Origin of the sequence: Streptomyces sp. NPDC094034, from assembly GCF_040303865.1 — a bacterium.
GTDB lineage: Bacteria > Actinomycetota > Actinomycetes > Streptomycetales > Streptomycetaceae > Streptomyces.
This window is the reverse complement of sequence record NZ_JBEOUD010000029.1, coordinates 1-16,095: the sequence shown is the minus strand read 5'-3', so window position 1 is coordinate 16,095 and position 16,095 is coordinate 1. Positions and strand designations below refer to the sequence as shown.

General features: G+C 70.8%; 15 protein-coding genes. 7 read left to right on the top strand and 8 right to left on the bottom strand.

From position 1 onward, the window contains the following. Positions 1-47 precede the first annotated feature (47 nt). From ABTZ59_RS23950 to ABTZ59_RS23935, 4 genes are all read left to right on the top strand, one after another. Positions 48-1,016, top strand: coding sequence for a 4-hydroxybenzoate octaprenyltransferase (locus tag ABTZ59_RS23950; RefSeq protein WP_351413830.1), 969 nt, complete (start codon positions 48-50; stop codon positions 1,014-1,016). Positions 1,017-1,040: 24 nt separating this feature from the next. Further along, the gene (locus ABTZ59_RS23945; protein WP_351413824.1) at positions 1,041-1,934 is read left to right on the top strand and encodes an oxygenase MpaB family protein; all 894 of its coding nucleotides are present in this window, start codon (positions 1,041-1,043) and stop codon (positions 1,932-1,934) included. Positions 1,935-2,189: 255 nt separating this feature from the next. Beyond that, positions 2,190-3,239 carry an ATP-binding cassette domain-containing protein gene (locus ABTZ59_RS23940; RefSeq protein WP_351413820.1) on the top strand — a complete coding sequence of 350 codons (1,050 nt, stop codon included), beginning with the start codon at positions 2,190-2,192 and terminating at the stop codon, positions 3,237-3,239. Further along, positions 3,236-4,027 carry an ABC transporter permease gene (locus ABTZ59_RS23935; RefSeq protein WP_351413802.1) on the top strand — a complete coding sequence of 264 codons (792 nt, stop codon included), beginning with the start codon at positions 3,236-3,238 and terminating at the stop codon, positions 4,025-4,027. Before ABTZ59_RS23940 ends, ABTZ59_RS23935 begins: the two co-directional genes overlap by 4 nt. On the opposite strand, the gene ABTZ59_RS23930 is transcribed toward ABTZ59_RS23935, so the two are convergent. From ABTZ59_RS23930 to ABTZ59_RS23905, 6 genes are all read right to left on the bottom strand, one after another. Beyond that, entirely contained in the window at positions 4,008-4,148 is a 141-nt protein-coding gene (locus tag ABTZ59_RS23930) for a hypothetical protein (RefSeq protein WP_351413791.1), read from the bottom strand. The two genes, ABTZ59_RS23935 and ABTZ59_RS23930, sit on opposite strands and share 20 nt — an antisense overlap. 93 nt (positions 4,149-4,241) lie before the next feature. Beyond that, on the bottom strand, positions 4,242-4,508 hold the full coding sequence (locus ABTZ59_RS23925) for a hypothetical protein (protein ID WP_351413786.1): 267 nt from the start codon (positions 4,506-4,508) through the stop codon (positions 4,242-4,244). Between the two features lie 135 nt (positions 4,509-4,643). After that, positions 4,644-5,573 carry a geranyl diphosphate 2-C-methyltransferase gene (locus ABTZ59_RS23920; protein WP_503003505.1) on the bottom strand — a complete coding sequence of 310 codons (930 nt, stop codon included), beginning with the start codon at positions 5,571-5,573 and terminating at the stop codon, positions 4,644-4,646. Positions 5,574-5,590: 17 nt separating this feature from the next. Further along, positions 5,591-6,955: a family 2 encapsulin nanocompartment cargo protein terpene cyclase gene (locus ABTZ59_RS23915; protein ID WP_351413774.1), complete on the bottom strand. Its 1,365-nt coding sequence runs from the start codon at positions 6,953-6,955 to the stop codon at positions 5,591-5,593. A gap of 228 nt (positions 6,956-7,183) precedes the next feature. Continuing rightward, a complete protein-coding gene (locus tag ABTZ59_RS23910; protein WP_351413764.1) occupies positions 7,184-8,596 on the bottom strand; it encodes a family 2B encapsulin nanocompartment shell protein in 1,413 nt (470 codons plus the stop codon). A gap of 401 nt (positions 8,597-8,997) precedes the next feature. After that, positions 8,998-9,897, bottom strand: a complete 900-nt coding sequence (locus tag ABTZ59_RS23905) for a Gfo/Idh/MocA family protein (protein ID WP_351413751.1) — start codon at positions 9,895-9,897, stop codon at positions 8,998-9,000. Between the two features lie 225 nt (positions 9,898-10,122). On the opposite strand from ABTZ59_RS23905, the gene glnII reads away from it, so the two are divergent. Both glnII and ABTZ59_RS23895 read left to right on the top strand, forming a co-directional pair. Further along, complete coding sequence (gene glnII, locus ABTZ59_RS23900) at positions 10,123-11,142, top strand: glutamine synthetase (RefSeq protein WP_351413745.1); 1,020 nt, start codon at positions 10,123-10,125, stop codon at positions 11,140-11,142. Positions 11,143-11,531: 389 nt separating this feature from the next. Then, complete coding sequence (locus tag ABTZ59_RS23895; protein WP_351413736.1) at positions 11,532-12,305, top strand: winged helix-turn-helix domain-containing protein; 774 nt, start codon at positions 11,532-11,534, stop codon at positions 12,303-12,305. 111 nt (positions 12,306-12,416) lie between these two features. Here ABTZ59_RS23895 and ABTZ59_RS23890 read toward each other — a convergent pair whose 3' ends face one another. Next, positions 12,417-14,009, bottom strand: a complete 1,593-nt coding sequence (locus ABTZ59_RS23890; RefSeq protein ID WP_351413731.1) for a PepSY-associated TM helix domain-containing protein — start codon at positions 14,007-14,009, stop codon at positions 12,417-12,419. Between the two features lie 59 nt (positions 14,010-14,068). Continuing rightward, positions 14,069-14,860, bottom strand: coding sequence for a hypothetical protein (locus tag ABTZ59_RS23885; protein WP_351413721.1), 792 nt, complete (start codon positions 14,858-14,860; stop codon positions 14,069-14,071). Between the two features lie 114 nt (positions 14,861-14,974). On the opposite strand from ABTZ59_RS23885, the gene ABTZ59_RS23880 reads away from it, so the two are divergent. Continuing rightward, positions 14,975-16,018 carry an NAD-dependent epimerase/dehydratase family protein gene (locus ABTZ59_RS23880; RefSeq protein ID WP_351413716.1) on the top strand — a complete coding sequence of 348 codons (1,044 nt, stop codon included), beginning with the start codon at positions 14,975-14,977 and terminating at the stop codon, positions 16,016-16,018. Positions 16,019-16,095: the final 77 nt, after the last annotated feature.

Genomic DNA, 16,095 nt, shown 5'->3' with positions numbered 1-16,095 from the left:
TTGGACCGGTCGGTACGCAATCCCCCTGGAAAGGGACAGGAATCGGTATGACCGTCGCCTCAAGAGCCCCGGCCCACGCACCCGCCGAAGCCCCGGCCCAAGCCCCGACTCACGTCCCGGCCCAAGGCCGTGCCGCGCGATTAGTGGGCCGGGCCCCCGCCGGGGTACGGCCGTATCTGGAGTTGCTGCGGCTGGACCGGCCAGTGGGGGCCTGGCTGCTGGTGGTCCCCGGATGGATAGCCCTGGGAGCGATAGCCGGGCCCCGGGAGGGGGTCATGCTCGGGCTGCTGCTCCTCGTGTACGGGGTGCTGTCGAGAGGGGCAGCCAGCGGGCTCAACGATGTGCTGGACGCGCGGTTCGACGCGCAGGTGCCCCGTACGGCGGGACGGCCCGTGGCCTCCGGGCGGCTGGCGGCCGGGCGGGCACTGGTGCTGTGTGTCGTCGTCGGGGCCGTCGCTCCGCTGGTGATGGGGTTCTGGAGTGTGGAGGCCGTGCTGTGGGCGGCGGCCGGGGCGCCGCTGGCGGCGGTGTATCCGTACATGAAGCGGATCACCCATTGGCCGCATGTGTGGCTGGGGATCACCATCAACTGGACGCTGCCGCTGGTGTACGTCCTGCTCACCGGAGGGCTGGGGCTCGGGGGCTGGGTGCTGTATGGGGCGCTGATCTGCTGGGCGGTGGGGACGGACGTGATCTACGCCTGCCAGGACCGGGAGGCCGATGTGCGGGCCGGGGTGCGGTCGGCCGCCGTGCTGCTGGGGCGGCACACCCGGGTGCTGGTGGGCGGTGTGTACGCGGGGTGTGTGGTGCTGCTCGCCTGGTTCGGGGTCGTGGCCGGGCTCGGACCGCTGTACTGGCCCGGACTGTGCATGGTCGCCGGGCAGTTGGGATGGCAGGTTTGGCGGGCCGACCCCGCGGACGTCGGAGCCTGCGGGCGGGCGTTCGGCACCAACCCCCTGTGCGGGCTGCTCATCCTCGTGGCGGTGCTCGCCGGGCGGGTCGGTACCCTCGGCTGAGGGACACGGACCCCGGAGGTGCTGGTGGGACTGCGGGAGCGGATCGCGGCGGAGCTCACGGCGACCATGCACGGCGGGGATCTCAAGCTGGAGCGGTACGCGGGGCCGCCCGGTGATCCCGGACTGTTCGGGATCGCGCCGGGGGATCCGGTGTGGCGGGTGCACGGGCATGCCACCGGGATGCTCACCGGCGGGTTCGCCGCGCTCATGCTCCAGTCGCTGCATCCGCTGGCCATGGCGGGGGTCGACCAGCACTCCGACTTCCGCGCCGATCCGGTCGGGCGGCTGAACGGAACCGTACGGTTCATCACCACGACCACCTTCGGCTCCTCGGCCGCCGCACGCGAGGTGATCGACCTCGTCCGGCGGATCCACACCCGGGTACACGGCACCGCCCCCGACGGCCGGCCCTACCGCGCGGAGGACCCCGACCTGCTCACCTGGGTGCACACCGCCGAGGTACGCAGCTTCCTCGCCGGCCACCAGACCTACGCACCCAGGCAGCTCCGGCTGACCCCCGCCGAGTGCGACGCCTACTACCGCCAAGCCGCCCCCATGGCCGAGGCGTTGGGCGCTCGGAACGTACCGCGCACATCCGTCGGAGCCGAGCGCTACCTGGCCCGTATCCGCCCCCAACTCCACGCCACTCCGGCCGCGTTGGACTCCGTGCTGTTCCTCCGCCGGTTCGGACGCACACGACGGGAGCGGCTGGTCGTCGGCCTGCTCACGAACGCCTCGGTCGGACTCCTCCCCGACTGGGCCCGAACCGAACTCGGCATCCACCGCCCGGCCCCCGTACGCACCGGCTGGGACCGGCCCCTGGCGACGGCCGTCGGACGCACCCTCCAATGGGGGCTCGGACCCTCCAAGATCCAGGCCGCCGCGCGGGGGCGGCTGGCGGCGGCGCGGCAGGGATGACGGCGCGATCTTCGCGGCGTCCGGGAGCGGCACGCTTCGGTGGGGGGAAACCGGCGGCTCACCGGATTTCCTGACCGGGCACCCCGCCACTATTCAGTGTTGCCAAGTACCGGTAGTCGGCACTACCGTGTACCAGTAGTCAGCGACACCGAGTAGGTGACGGGGGCGCTCAAGTGCGTCCCGGAGGGCATCGCCCCGCAGCCACTTCAACCTTTTCAGCCTTCGAAACGGGAGATCCCCATGGGTTCATCTGTCATGCCCACATCCAGGCAGGGGGACCGGCACGTGTCGCCGGCCGCCATCTCCGCCGTCGGTCTGCGCAAGTCGTACGGCGACAAGACCGTCCTCGACGGCATCGATCTGCGCATTCCGGCCGGGTCCGTGTTCGCGCTGCTCGGGCCGAACGGCGCCGGCAAGACCACCGCCGTCAAGATCCTCTCCACCCTTGTCACGGCCGACGGCGGGCAGGCCCAGATCGCGGGCCATGACATCGCCACCGACCCGCAGGCCGTGCGCGCCGCCATCGGCGTCACCGGGCAGTTCTCCGCCGTCGACGGGCTGATCACCGGCGAGGAGAACATGCTCCTCATGGCGGACCTGCACCATCTGTCCAAGCGCGAGGGACGGCGGTTCGCCGCCGAACTCCTCGAACGCTTCGACCTCACCGACGCCGCGAAGAAACCCGCCTCCACCTACTCCGGCGGCATGAAACGCCGCCTCGACCTCGCCATGACCCTCGTCGGCGATCCGCGCATCATCTTCCTCGACGAACCCACCACCGGCCTCGACCCGCGCGCCCGCCACACCATGTGGGGCATCATCCGCGAGCTCGTCACGGGCGGCGTCACCGTCTTCCTCACCACCCAGTACCTGGACGAGGCCGACGAACTCGCCGACCACATCGCGGTACTGAGCGACGGCAGGATCGCCGCCGAAGGAAGCGCCGACGAGCTCAAGCGGCTCATCCCCGGCGGACACGTCCGGCTGGGGTTCGCCGACCCGGCCGCCTACCAGTCCGCCGCCCTCGCCCTGCGCGAGGTCACCCGGGACGACGAGGCACTGACCCTGACGATCCCCAGCGACGGCAGCCAGCGCGCGCTGCGCTCCATCCTCGACCGGCTGGACGCCGCCGGTATCGAGGCGGACGAGCTGACCGTGCACACGCCCGACCTCGATGACGTGTTCTTCGCTCTGACCGGCCCGGCCGGCCCGTCCGGCCCGCCCAAGGCCGCGAACGTCCCGGATATCACGGACATCCCGAACGTCCCCAGCCAGAACGAGCAGTCCAAGGAGAACGTCCGATGAGCTCCCTCTCCCTCGCCGTACGCGACTCGTCCACCATGCTGCGCCGCAATCTGCTGCACGCGTGGCGCTACCCGTCCGCGACCCTGAACCTGCTGCTCACGCCGATCATGATGCTGCTGCTCTTCGTCTATGTCTTCGGCGATGTGATGAGCGCGGGCATCGGCGGCGGCGGCGCGGACCGCTCCGAGTACATCGCCTATCTCGTCCCGGGCCTGCTGCTGATGACCATCGGCAGCACCGTGATCGGGGCCGCGGTGTATATCTCCATGGACATGACCGAGGGACTCATCGCCCGCTTCCGCACGATGGCGATCCACCGCGGCTCTCTGCTCATCGGGCATGTCGTCGGCAGCGTGCTCCAGTCGGTCATCAGCGTGGTCCTCGTCGGCGCCGTCGGCGTGGCCATCGGTTTCCGCTCCAGCGACGCCAACGTCCTGGAGTGGATCGCGGCGTTCGGACTGATCACGCTGTTCGCCCTGGCGCTCACCTGGATCGCGATCGGAATGGGGCTGGCCAGCCCGAACCCAGAGGCGGCCAGCAATATGGCCATGCCGCTGATCCTCCTGCCCCTCATCTCCAGCGCCTTCATCCCGGCCGACACGATGCCCGGCTGGTTCCAGCCGATCGCCGAGTACCAGCCGTTCACCCCGGCCATCGAGACCCTGCGCGGGCTGCTCCTCGGCACCGAGATCGGTGACAACGGCTGGATCGCGATCGCCTGGTGCGTCGGCCTGATCGCCCTCGGCCACCGCTGGTCCACCGCGCTGTTCAACCGCGACCCGAAGTGAACGGGACGACCTCGCGCACCGCGAACCGCGGCCGGGTCCCGTCCAACTCCAGCACCAGCACCAGCACCAGCACCAGCACCAGCACCAGCACCAGTGAACGGTGCGACGGCGCGACCGACAATGCCCCGCTCGGCTCCTTTCCCTGCGACCGGAGGCCGGGAAGAGGCCGAGCGGGGCACAACGCCGGACCCGAGCCCGGCACGTCGGACAGGCGTCAACCGATCAGGGCTCGCACCATGCGGCAGGTGGTGTCGGACGGCGGGTGGATTCCGATCCGGGCCGCCGTCCTCCGTATCCGGCCGTTGTTCGCGTTCGCCGGGTGGTACACGCCCGAGTCGAGCAGGGCGATGGCGAGGCGCATGGCCTTGAGCCGGCGGTTATGGGTCTCGTACCACTCACGGGGCAGTCCCGCGGGCAGTGGCTTGCGCTTGAGGGTTGGCTGACTCTCGAAGGGTTTCGTCGGCATGGTGGCAACGGCCATCGGCGACCTCCCGGCGCGGTGGTTGTTCCCTCACGAACTACCCCCATTTTACCGCGCCCCACTGACAATCGCCCCTGGCCAGAGGCCATTTGACGGGTCCAAGGACAGTGCGTCCCGACGCCGGGACGCCGACCGTCAGACCCGGTCGGCCGCGATCAGGAGGTACTGGAAGGAGCCGTCCTTGTAGGAGTTGATGAAGGCTTCCTCAATGCCGGTGACCAGTGAGGACGTCGCCCGCAGCTCCCAGTAGGGCAGGGTCGCGGGAGTGAGGTCGACAACTGCCTGCGGTACGAGCCGGTTGTCGGCCATGGCCCGCAGATACTCCCGTCGGGAGTGGATGTTGCACTCGAAGTGCGCGTTGATCTGGGAGACCCACTTCGAGGGCTGGCCGTAACGCGGGTTCCAGCAGCCGGTGATGGTCACATAGCGGCCACCGACCGCGAGGACGCGGGAGTGCTCGGCGAAGAGGTCGTGCAGGTCGACGTACATGCTGGACTCGTTGTTCCACGAGGCCGCGGCCTGACCGGTCTCGAAGGGCGTACCGAGCATGTTGCAGACACGGGCCTGGACATGGTCGTCGATGCCGAGTTCGCGGGCCCGCCGGTTGGCGAAGTCGGCCTGCTTGGCCGACAGTGTGACGCCCTGGACCTTGCACCCGAAGCGCTGGTGGGCCATGACCATCGAACCGCCGCGACCGCACCCGGCGTCCACGAGGGTGTCGTCGCGCCCGATGGGGCCGAGGTGGTCCAGGAGGAGTTCGGCCTGTGCCGACTCCAGGCGGTGGAGCTCGGCGATCAGCTTCTTCTCGTACGCGCTGTCCTCGGCGTCGCCCAGGGCGGCGTGGTCGACGTCGCCGATGCCGTAGTGGTGGTGGTAGAGGCCGTCGACATCGCCGAGACGCAGATTCACCGGCCGCGCCTCGTGGTCCCAGTAACGGGCGATGTCCCCCTGGTAGGGCGTCGCCGGGGAAGGGATGAACACGGAGGCGCCGTTGCTGGTCCTGGTGCTGGTGCCGTTGCTGGTGCTGGTGCCGGCGGCGACGGTGGTGAGCTCGGTGTTGGTCACAGATGAATCCATTCTTCTTACCAGAAGTCGGGCAGGCTGTAGCGGTAGGTATTGGTCTGATGCCAGTAGTGGTTGCCGTCGACCCACGCGGCCACCCCGCGCACGAAGCGCTGCACGGTCGGGACGGGGCAGGCGGCGCACAGGGCCGCGGCTTCGGCCTCGAAGTCACGCATGAGGTCGTTGTGGACCTCGACCGCCTTGAGGTAGGCCTCGCGGTCGGAGAGGTTCTCGCGTTCGGCGAGCACCACCGGGAGGTTCAGATGCCGGCCGGGGGAGGCGAGTTCCTTGGTGTACGAGTACAGGTCGTTCACGATGGTGGTGGCGTTCCCGGCGAGCGCGATGACCCGCTGCATGGCGGGCTGTGCGTGCAGGTCCGCCGGCAGTTCGTAGCCACCGACGGCGTCGGTGATGGTGGGGCAGGGGCGGAAGTTGTTGAACTGGCGCATCGCCAGGTACTCCCACACCTCCGGGACATGGTCCTGCTGGGCCCAGGCGGCCTCGGCGAGATATCCCATGTGCAGCCGGGCCATGTCGTGCCGGAACCGGTCGGCCTGCGAGGCGCCGGCCATCTGGAGGAAGTACTCCATGGCCGAGTGGTAGGCACGTCGAGGCGCGTCCGAGCGGAGCGACTCCTCCCAGCGCGGCTGGTACTCCTTCGTCGTGTGCAGAGGGTCGAGGGCGGTGTGTGCCAACAGAAGGCGTCCGCCGAGGCCGATGGGTGAGCCTCCGTGGTCCTCGCAGTAGCAGTCGTCCACCGCGTTCTCGGCGACCATCAGGCGGGTGGCGAGCATGAGATGGTCCACGGTGGGAGCGTCCGGATGGCAAGCGACCATGTAGCGCCCCACCGAGAAGCCGTCGAACTGGTCCTCCCAGTCGTCGGGGTACAGGTCGACCTCGTCCAACGCCCAGGCCTTGATCCTTTGGCTGACCTCTTCCACCCGCACGGGGTCGGGCTCCGGCACCGGGTGGTGGTAGAGGCCTGGGATGGGGGTGCCTTCAGCCGGTGCCGTCGTCGGTGTCGTCTCCGGTGCCGGTGCCGACTCCGGCGCCGACGGCGTCGGTGGCGTCGGCGGCTCCTCCCGCCGGGTCAGGTACAGGCTCGCCGTGCCCAGCCCGCTGGGGCCACGCAGGATCCGTTCCAGGGCAGCGGTCGGTGTCCGCACTTCGGCGGCGGGTACGTCCACGGAGTGCGGGATGGACGAGGACGGCGGGGCGGGTGAGGAGGACACCGGGGGCGGTCCGGCGGCGGCCTCGATGTCGTCGGCGCGGGCGGCCGTGATGTCGCGGGCGCGGGCGGCCGTGTCGGCGAGGACGTACGCCCCGAAGTGGGCGGCGGCCCCGGGCAGGCTCGATTGCGGAGGAAAGAACTCAGGGTCGGGCATCCATGGTTCCTTGGTGGGTGGGGTGGGTGTCCCGGATCCCGGGCATGTTCGGCCGGCCCGGAGGGTCCTGGCTGTCGTTGCCGCCGGGTGTTGTCTTTCGCCGGGCCCCGGACGAGAAGGTCCGAAGGCCCGTCCGCCCGGAGGGGGCGGGGCTCGCGGCGTCCGGTGTCCGCGCTCGCGCGTCGGACGCCGCGAACCAGGCGCGATGTCCCGGACACCGCTTAGGGCCTAGTCGTGCCTCCTGGCGATCTCCACGTTCTCCAGCACGCCCAGCGCGTCGGGCACCAGGATGGCGGCCGAGTAGTAGGTGGAGACGAGGTACGAGATGATCGACTTCTCGTCGATACCCATGAAACGCACCGACAGGCCCGGTTCGTACTCCTCCGGCAGACCGGTCTGGCGCAGACCGATGACACCTTGGTTCTCCTCGCCGGTGCGCATGACGAGGATCGAGCTGGTCTTCTCCTTGGTGATGGGGATCTTGCTGCACGGCAGGATCGGGACCCCGCGCCAGGCCGGGACCTGCTGCCCGCCGAGGTCGACATGCGTCGGGTAGAGGCCCCGGCGGTTGAACTCACGCCCGATCGCGGCGATCGCCTTGGGGTGGGCGAGGAAGAACTTGGAGCCTCGGCGCCGGCAGAGCAGTTCGTCGAGGTCGTCCGGGGTGGGCGGGCCGGAGTGGGTCTGAATGCGCTGCTTGAAGTCCGCGTTGTGGAGCAGACCGAACTCCCGGTTGTTGATCAGCTCGTACTCCTGGCGTTCGCGCAACGCCTCGATGGTGAGCCTGAGCTGCTCCTCGGTCTGATTCATCGGCCCGTTGTAGAGGTCGGCGACCCTCGTATGGACCCGCAGAATGGTCTGCGCGACGGAGAGTTCGTACTCGCGCGGGTTCAGTTCGTAGTCGACGAAGGCGCCAGGCAGCTCGGCCTCGCCGGTGTGGCCGGCCGACATGGCGATCTCGGCCTCGCCGTGACGATTCTGCCGCTGGTGGGGCAGTGAGCTGAACCGCAGGACATGGGCCTGGAGACTCGGCGCCGCGGACAGCACGGCGGCGAAGTCCGCGCGGGACAGGGTCAGCAGGGTGCCGGCGGTCTCGGCGGTGGCGGTGTAGTCCCACCGCGCGTCCGCGTCCAGCAGCGCGTTCTCACCGAACTGGTCGCCGTCGGCGAGTACGGCGACGGCGACTTCGTCACCGTACTTGCCGACGGAGGTCTGACTGACGCGGCCGTGGGCGATCAGATGGATCTGCTCGGCGGGCGTGCCGCGCTCGACCAGTGTTTCGCCGGCGCGGAAGTCGCGCTGGACGCACCGGTCGGCGATGGTGGTCAGCACCTCCACATCCTCGAAGCCCTGGAGCAGGGCCAGTTCGCCGAGTTCGCGGGGGATCACCCGGACGCTGGCACCGTCCTGAACGAACTCCACGCGCCCGTCGCCGACGGTGTAGCTGAGCCGACGGTTCACCCGGTAGGTGCCGCCCTTGGTCTCCACCCAGGGGAGCGTCCGCAGCAGCCAGCGAGAGGTGATCTCCTGCATCTGCGGGGCGGACTTGGTCGTGGTGGCGAGGTTGCGGGCAGCCGCCGTGCTCAGGCTGGACTGCCGAGGCGACCCCAGCGGTGCTTCCGGGCTGGTGTCAACAGTCATGGGGCGAGCGCTCCTTCGTGAGGGCGGGCGGTGGCGGAAGTGCGTTGCGCGATACCGAGAAAGCGGATAAAGGTGAGTAAATATCCCGGAACCGGTTGGAATCCGTCCAGATCTCAGGGAACAGTAACGGCCTGCGCACCCAACTGGCCCAGAGAAACCGTCGGCATTAACTCAATACGATGATCTTGCGTGGGCAGGGGTTTATCCGGGCGGCCCGATGGTTTTCAGCCCCGGTGGTCGGCACGGGGTGGTTTTCGGCCCTCGTCGTCGGCGCGCCTGATCACGGCCTGCCGACGGAACAGCACAGCGAGAGGCCGGTCGGCCGGCCCTCAAGGACCCGCCGACCGGCCTCTGCCGCCGCATATGCGCGTATGCGCTCAGGCGCGCATGTGCTTACGTGCTCAGGCGTTGATCTGCTGCTCCGCCTCCGCCAGGATCTCCGTCAGCCGGAGCCCGAACCGTACGTCGCAGGCGTGCGGCTGCCCCGTACGGACCGACTCCAGCAGCGCGTCGGCCGCCGCCCCGAACGAGGTGACCGGGTCTCCCCACTCCCCCGGCAGCACCGCCGTACCGTGCTCGCCCCGGAGCTCGATCCCCGTACCCGCGCCCGCCTTCGGCGCGCTCAGGCTCAGTGCCACCGAGCTGCCCGCGCCGGAGACATGCCGCAGCACAAGGTGGGTGAGGTCCGGCTCGGTGCGCACCGCCGTCACCTCGGTCACCTCGCCGAGCAGTGGAATCAGCACGGACAGCGCGTGCGGGCCGACGTCCCAGAGGCCGCCCTTCTCGCGGCGCCAGGGGGAGTCGACGTGCGCGCCGCTCTCGCCCGGCGGATAGAGGGCGCCGAGCCAGTACGCGTGGGCGGTGAACCAGCCGCCCTTCGCGGCCTGCTCACCGAGCCAGCCCGCGGTGCCCGCCGCGAAGCGCAGCGTGCAGAAGACGACGGACGAGACCCCGGTGGCCGCCGCCGCGTCCGCCACCTCACGGGCGCCCGCCACCGTCGTCGCGACGGGTTTGTCCAGGAGGAGATGACAGCCCGCCGCGGCGGCGCGCGCCGCGAGCGGTGCCTGGATGTCGGGCGGCAGGGCGAACGCGACGGCGTCGCTCTCGGCGAAGAGCGCGTCGAGGCCGACCTCGCCCGAGTGGGCCGTCGTGTCGTGGGCGGCGGCGAGAGCCGAGGCGGCCTCGGGGCGCCGCCCCCAGACGCCGCTGAGTTCGAGTCCGGGATGGGCGGCCAGGGCGGGGGCGTGGGTGCGTTCCGCCCAGGGGCCGGTGCCGAGGAGTCCGATGCGTGGCTTGCTCATGACGGCCAGTGTGCCGTGTCGGTACGCGCGACCGGGGCGCGGACCTCCGGCGCGACTCCCCCCATGCCCCCCATGCCCCCGCCGCCCAGGCCGACCGACCGCGGGAACAGCGGCTGAAACAAAGGAAACCTGAGTAACGCGTGGTTCACAGCGGGGCAACAGACGGGAAATCACAGATTGCGAAGCTTCGGGGCATACCTGCTGCACCCGCAAAGGATGAGACCCGTGACCTTCAAGGCTGAGTACATCTGGATCGACGGCACCGAGCCGACCGCCAAGCTGCGCTCGAAGACGAAGATCCTCAACACTGGCGCGGAGCTGCCCATCTGGGGCTTCGACGGGTCCAGCACCAACCAGGCCGAGGGTCACGCCTCCGACCGGGTACTCAAGCCGGTCTTCTCCTGCCCCGACCCCATCCGGGGCGGCGACGACGTCCTCGTCATGTGCGAGGTCCTGAACATCGACATGACGCCGCACGCGTCCAACACGCGCGCGGCGCTGACCGAGGTCGCGGCGAGGTTCGCGGACCAGGAGCCGGTCTTCGGCATCGAGCAGGAGTACACCTTCTTCAAGGGCGCCCGTCCGCTGGGCTTTCCCGAGGGCGGCTTCCCGGCCGCCCAGGGCGGCTACTACTGCGGTGTCGGCGCGGACGAGATCTTCGGCCGTGACATCGTCGAGGCGCACCTCGACAACTGCCTGAAGGCGGGCCTCGGCATCTCCGGCATCAACGCCGAGGTCATGCCGGGACAGTGGGAGTTCCAGGTCGGTCCGCTGGCGCCGCTGGAGGTGGCGGACCAGCTGTGGATCGCCCGCTGGCTGCTGTACCGCACCGCCGAGGACTTCGACGTCTCCGCGACACTCGACCCCAAGCCGGTGAAGGGCGACTGGAACGGCGCGGGCGCGCACACCAACTTCTCGACCAAGGCGATGCGCGAGGGGTACGAGGCGATCATCACCGCGTGCGAGTCGCTCGGCGAGGGCTCGAAGCCGCTCGACCACGTCAAGAACTACGGCGCGGGCATCGACGACCGGCTGACCGGTCTGCACGAGACCGCCCCGTGGAACGAGTACAGCTACGGCGTCTCCAACCGCGGCGCCTCGGTCCGTATCCCGTGGCAGGTCGAGCAGGAGGGCAAGGGGTACATCGAGGACCGCCGCCCGAACGCCAACGTCGACCCGTACGTGGTGACACGGCTGATCGTCGACACCTGCTGCACCGCGCTGGAGAAGGCCGGCCAGGTCTGAGCCGTCGGCTCGTACTCGGCTCACACCGCACTCCGCGAGGGGGCGACCGCCAGACGGCGGCCGCCCCCTCGTCGCGTTCCCCGCCGCGCGCTGTGTCGGCCGTCACGGAACCGGGCCGTATCGACAGCCGAAAGGGACCTGCGGCGCCCGTCCGGTATCTGCTTCAATGGGGACATGGCCAGCTTCCAGCACCCCGCGACAGGTCGCTCCGACCTGGAGCCGTTCTGGCCGTCCCGGCAGCATCACGACTTCGACCGGGTGTGTTGCCGCGCGTGGAACGCGCCGGCCCTCTAAAGCCTTCTTTCCGGCCTTCGGCCGCCGCGCATGACGTACGTCCCGTCCGTCCCCGTCGATTCGACGACTCCTTCGCGCGAAAGAGCTGACCTCCCATGGCGAATCCCCGCCCCCTTTCCTCCGCGTCCGCGTCGGCGGGCGCCACCGCGTCCGCCACCGCGGCCGCGTTGAACCAGAAGCAGGCCGCGCCGGGCCGGCACCGGCTCCGCGCCGTCGACCGCGACGAAACGGCCCCGGTCGCCCGCCACACCCATCCGACGCTCCCGGCTGTCCCGACGCTCCCGTCTCTCCCGTCTCTCCCGTCTCTCCCGTCTCTCCCGGCGGGGGTCGCCGCCGGACAGGTCGTGGACTTCCTTCCGCCCGGCGCCACCTGGCTGCCCGCGCCCCAGCACACCCTGCCCTCGCTGCCCGGACAGCCGCCGATGGTCGGCTATCTCGTCCTCGTACCGGCCGATCAGCACGCGGCGGTACTGGCGGCGGCCTCGGCGCCGTCCCTCACCGCCCCGGAGGCCCCGGGCGGCGCCGGGTCCGGGTCCTCCGGGTCCGGGTCCTCCGGATCCTCCGGGGCCGGGTCCAGGGGCGCCGACAGCGGTCCCGTGTCGATCGACAGCGTCCAGCGGACCGCCGTCGTGGACGGACAGCAGCTGGACCTCACGTATCTCGAATTCGAGCTGCTCGCGCATCTGGTGGCGCATCCCCACCGGGTGCACACCCGCGACCAGTTGGTGACCACGGTCTGGGGCTACGGGCATGTGGGCGACGGACGGACCGTCGATGTCCATGTGGCGCGGCTGCGCCGCAAGCTGGGGACCGCCCACCGCCACAGCATCAAGACGGTACGGCGGGTCGGATACAAGTACACGCCCTGACGGGGGCGGTGCGAGGAAAACGATACGGGGAAGCCCTGCCGAGCCCTGCCGAGCCCTGCCGAGCCCTGCCGACACCGGCTCGGCCGGGCTCCCCCGCTCTCCCCGCTCCCCTCAGGTGCGGGCCGTACGGGCGCGAGCGCGGGCCCGCAGGGCGAGCAGGCCGTCCAGTGCCAGGAAGACCAGCAGGCTGATGCCCAGCAGCGGCAGGAACCAGCCGATCAGCGCCACGGCCGCCGCGAGCGGCAGCAGCATGGTCAGCGGCACCTTGCGCCAGGCACCGCGCGGAATCGCCCTGCCCGCGCTCAGCTTCCGGTCCTTGGTGGGCCGGCGCAGCCACCACATCCGGTAGCCCCAGCAGATGATCAGGATGAGCGAGAGGGCGAGCGCCGCGAGTGCCAGTTGGTTGACGACCCCGAGGAAGAGGCCCATGTGGGCGTCGATGCCGAAGCGGGTGAGCTTGGCGAGCAACGGGTAGTCGGCGAACCGCAGCTCGTCCATGACCGTGCCGTTGGCGGGGTCGATGGCGACCGAGTCGAGCCGTACCGGGAACTGGGTGTCGGTCTGCGCGACCACATAGCCGGTGCCCGGCGTCGGCAGGGTCACCGAGACCGGTCCGTCGAGACCGGCCTGACGGGCGGCGACGACCGCCAGATCGATACCGACGTCCCCACCGCTCATGCCCTCCATCCCCGGCATGTCCTCCATACCGGGCATCGACTCATGGCCCTCATGACCGCCGCCGGCTCCGCCTGTGCCCCCTTCGAGCGCGGCGGAGACGGCGGGAGTGCCGCCGCCCAGCTGGTCCTTGACCGAGCCGATGTTCTCGCCCGCGTACTTCGACCAGGTGAGCCCGGTGGCGGAGAGCAGCACCAGCCCGGTCACGGCCCACAGACCGAGCGAACCGTGCAGGGAGAGTGTTCTGCGCCGACCGGTGGCCCCGCGCTCCGGTGTGAGCAGCGCGCGCTTCGAGGTGCGGGTACGGGCGAGCCAGAGCAGTACGCCGCCGAGGGCCACCACCCACAGCCAGCTGGCGGCGAGTTCGCTGTAGACGCGCCCCGGCTCGCCGAGCAGCAGATGGCGGTGCAGCTCGGATATCCAGGTGCGCAGCGGGAGGGCGCCCGAACTGCCGTAGCTGGTCAGCTCTCCCCGTACCTCCGCGGTGTACGGATCCACGAAGACGGCGAGGGACTTGCTCTCCTCGGCGTCCGGCGTGCTCATCAGGACCCGGGTGGTCGCGCCGTCCTCGGCGGGCAGGCGTACGGAGGTGACGGTGCCGTCCGGGCGGGCGGCGCGGGCGGCGTCGAGCTGTTCGGAGAGCGGGAGGGTGCGGTCGCCGACCGGGACCCGCAGCTCGTGGCGGTAGACGACCTTCTCCGCCTGGAAGGAGAGCGCGTAGAGGAATCCGCTGGTGGCGGCGATCAGCAGCAGTGGGGCGATGAGCAGGCCCGCGTAGAAGTGGAGCCGCAGCACGAGGGGCCGCAGGGAACTCCAGACGGAGGGGGTGCCGGTATTGGCGCCGGTTCTGGTGCCGATGTTGGCGCCGGTTCTGGTGCCGGTGTTGGCGCCGGTTCTCGTGCCGGTGTCGGCGCCGATATTGGTGCCGGTATCGGCGTCGGCGCCGGTCGCCGTGTCCGGCGCTTCGCCGGGCCGGCGGGCAGGCGGGTCGTCGGTCTCGGGCCCCTGTACGGGGTCGTCAATGGCCATGACTGTCCTAGGTGTTGGCGTGGGCATGGGGAAGCGGACCCCGGGCCCGCCCTGCCTGCCTAAGGTCGGACAGTGGTGATGAGGGCCGTTGCCGGGGCCGTGGCGCGAGAGACACGGCGCGCGGGCGGCCCCCGCCGCGACACGGTGTGCGCGAGGACGACGCCCCGGAAGCGGTGCGCAGCCGGAGCGTCGGCAGCGGGCCGTACCGCCCCTTCCGGCAGCGCCGCTACGGGCGGCCGGACCGAGGCCAGCAGCAGCCGGAGCGGAGGAAGAGCCAGGCCACCGAGGGCGGTCGCGAGCCGGAACAGCGCGGCCTCGCCGCGGGCCAGCCAGAGCGCGCAGACGGCCGCGGCGAGGAGATGCGCGGCGAGCATCCCCAGCGGACCGTCCAGGCCGAAGGGGATTACGGTGTCGACGGGGAGGGCGCCGCTCCCGGTGTGCTCACCCATGGGCACGCCCGCGCCCGCGCCGACTCCCATGTCCATGCCGCTGCCCGAGCCAGAACCGGAGCCGAAGCCGGTGCCGGTGCCAGAGCCGGTGCCTGTGACGCCGTCAGCGCCGTGCGGTGCGTGGTCCGACGAGAGGGCCCCGCCGAGCGGCAGCGCTCCGGCGAAGATCAGATGCAGTCCGCCCTGGACGGCGAGCAGCCCGGCCCCGATCGAGCGAAACCCGCGCCGTCGGCCGCCCGCGAGCCAGGCCACGCCCGTGGTCACCGCGAACGCCGTCCACAGCGCACCGACCGGGATCTCATGCCCGGATGTGAACGAATGCCCCACCGCCGCCAAAGTCACGCACACCGCCGCGAAAGCGGCGGCCCGCAGGGCGCGTATCGGCGATCTGACATCTGTCATGGTGGGCACATGCTGCCATCCCCAGGGGTGCGTACGGCAGATGCCGTGGATCCATGATTCTCCTGGCAGCGAATTCGCTGGCCCCGACGCGGGCGCGGCGGCACAGTCGGTGCCATGAGACTCCTCATCCTCGGTGGTACGGAATTCGTCGGCCGCGCGGTCACGGAGGCGGCGCTCGCCCGGGGTTGGCGGGTGACCGTCTTCCACCGCGGCCTTCACGAAGCGCCCGCCGGTGTGACCACCCTGCGCGGTGATCGCACCGCCCCGGGCGGTCTCGCCGCCCTCTCGGACCTCCCGGATCTCTCGGATCGCTCGGACATCTCGGACGGAGCCGACGCCTGGGACGCGGTCGTCGACACGTGGTCCGCCGCGCCGTCGGCGGTTCTCTCCACGGCCCGGCTGCTGGCGGACCGCGTCGGACGGTACGCGTACATCTCCAGCCGCTCGGTGTACGCGGACCCCGCCCCCGCCGGGCTCACGGAGGACGGCCCCCTGGTGGAAGGCGCCTCCGCGGCCGCCGGGCAGACCACGTACGCCCAGGACAAGCGCGGCGGCGAGCTGGCCACCGAGGCGGTCTTCGGCGACCGGGCGCTGCTGGTCCGTGCCGGGCTGATCCTCGGGCCCGGGGAGAACATCGGCCGACTGCCGTGGTGGCTGGGGCGGATCGCCCGGGGCGGACCCGTACTGGCGCCGGGGCCACGCGACAACCCCGTGCAGTACATCGACGCGCGCGACCTCGCCGAATGGACCCTGGACGCCCTACGGGACGGCCTGGGCGGCCCGTACAACCTGGTGAGCCCGGCCGGGCACACCACCATGGGTGAGCTGCTCGACGCCTGCGTACGGGTCACCGGATCCGACGCCGAACTGCGCTGGACGGACCCCGAGACGATCCTCGCCGCCGGGATCGAGCCCTGGACCGATCTGCCGGTCTGGATCCCGCCGGGCGAGATGCACGACAGCCTGCACGGCAGCGATGTCTCCAAGGCGCTCGCCACGGGCCTGCGCTGCCGCCCCGTGGCCGAGACGGTGGCGGACACCTGGTCCTGGCTCGGCTCGATCGGCGGCCGGGCCCCGCAGCGGCCCGACCGCCCGCCGGTGGGCCTGGCACCGGAGGTGGAGGCCGGGGTGCTGGCCCGGCAGGACCTAGACGAGTAAGTCCGAAGGCTTGGTTAGTGGTCGTAGGCGGTTAGCGAGCGTGTGATGGTTCGGCCGGTGTTGCGGTTGTGCCAGAT

Excerpts from the sequence above, each read along its gene's own strand:
- ABTZ59_RS23950 (WP_351413830.1), top strand. The coding sequence starts at position 48 with ATGACCGTCGCCTCAAGAGCCCCGGCCCACGCACCCGCCGAAGCCCCG.
- ABTZ59_RS23940 (WP_351413820.1), top strand. The coding sequence starts at position 2,190 with ATGCCCACATCCAGGCAGGGGGACCGGCACGTGTCGCCGGCCGCCATC.
- ABTZ59_RS23935 (WP_351413802.1), top strand. The coding sequence starts at position 3,236 with ATGAGCTCCCTCTCCCTCGCCGTACGCGACTCGTCCACCATGCTGCGC.
- ABTZ59_RS23925 (WP_351413786.1), bottom strand. The coding sequence starts at position 4,508 with ATGGCCGTTGCCACCATGCCGACGAAACCCTTCGAGAGTCAGCCAACC.
- ABTZ59_RS23915 (WP_351413774.1), bottom strand. The coding sequence starts at position 6,955 with ATGCCCGACCCTGAGTTCTTTCCTCCGCAATCGAGCCTGCCCGGGGCC.
- ABTZ59_RS23910 (WP_351413764.1), bottom strand. The coding sequence starts at position 8,596 with ATGACTGTTGACACCAGCCCGGAAGCACCGCTGGGGTCGCCTCGGCAG.
- ABTZ59_RS23905 (WP_351413751.1), bottom strand. The coding sequence starts at position 9,897 with ATGAGCAAGCCACGCATCGGACTCCTCGGCACCGGCCCCTGGGCGGAA.
- ABTZ59_RS23895 (WP_351413736.1), top strand. The coding sequence starts at position 11,532 with ATGGCGAATCCCCGCCCCCTTTCCTCCGCGTCCGCGTCGGCGGGCGCC.
- ABTZ59_RS23890 (WP_351413731.1), bottom strand. The coding sequence starts at position 14,009 with ATGGCCATTGACGACCCCGTACAGGGGCCCGAGACCGACGACCCGCCT.
- ABTZ59_RS23885 (WP_351413721.1), bottom strand. The coding sequence starts at position 14,860 with ATGACAGATGTCAGATCGCCGATACGCGCCCTGCGGGCCGCCGCTTTC.
- ABTZ59_RS23880 (WP_351413716.1), top strand. The coding sequence starts at position 14,975 with ATGAGACTCCTCATCCTCGGTGGTACGGAATTCGTCGGCCGCGCGGTC.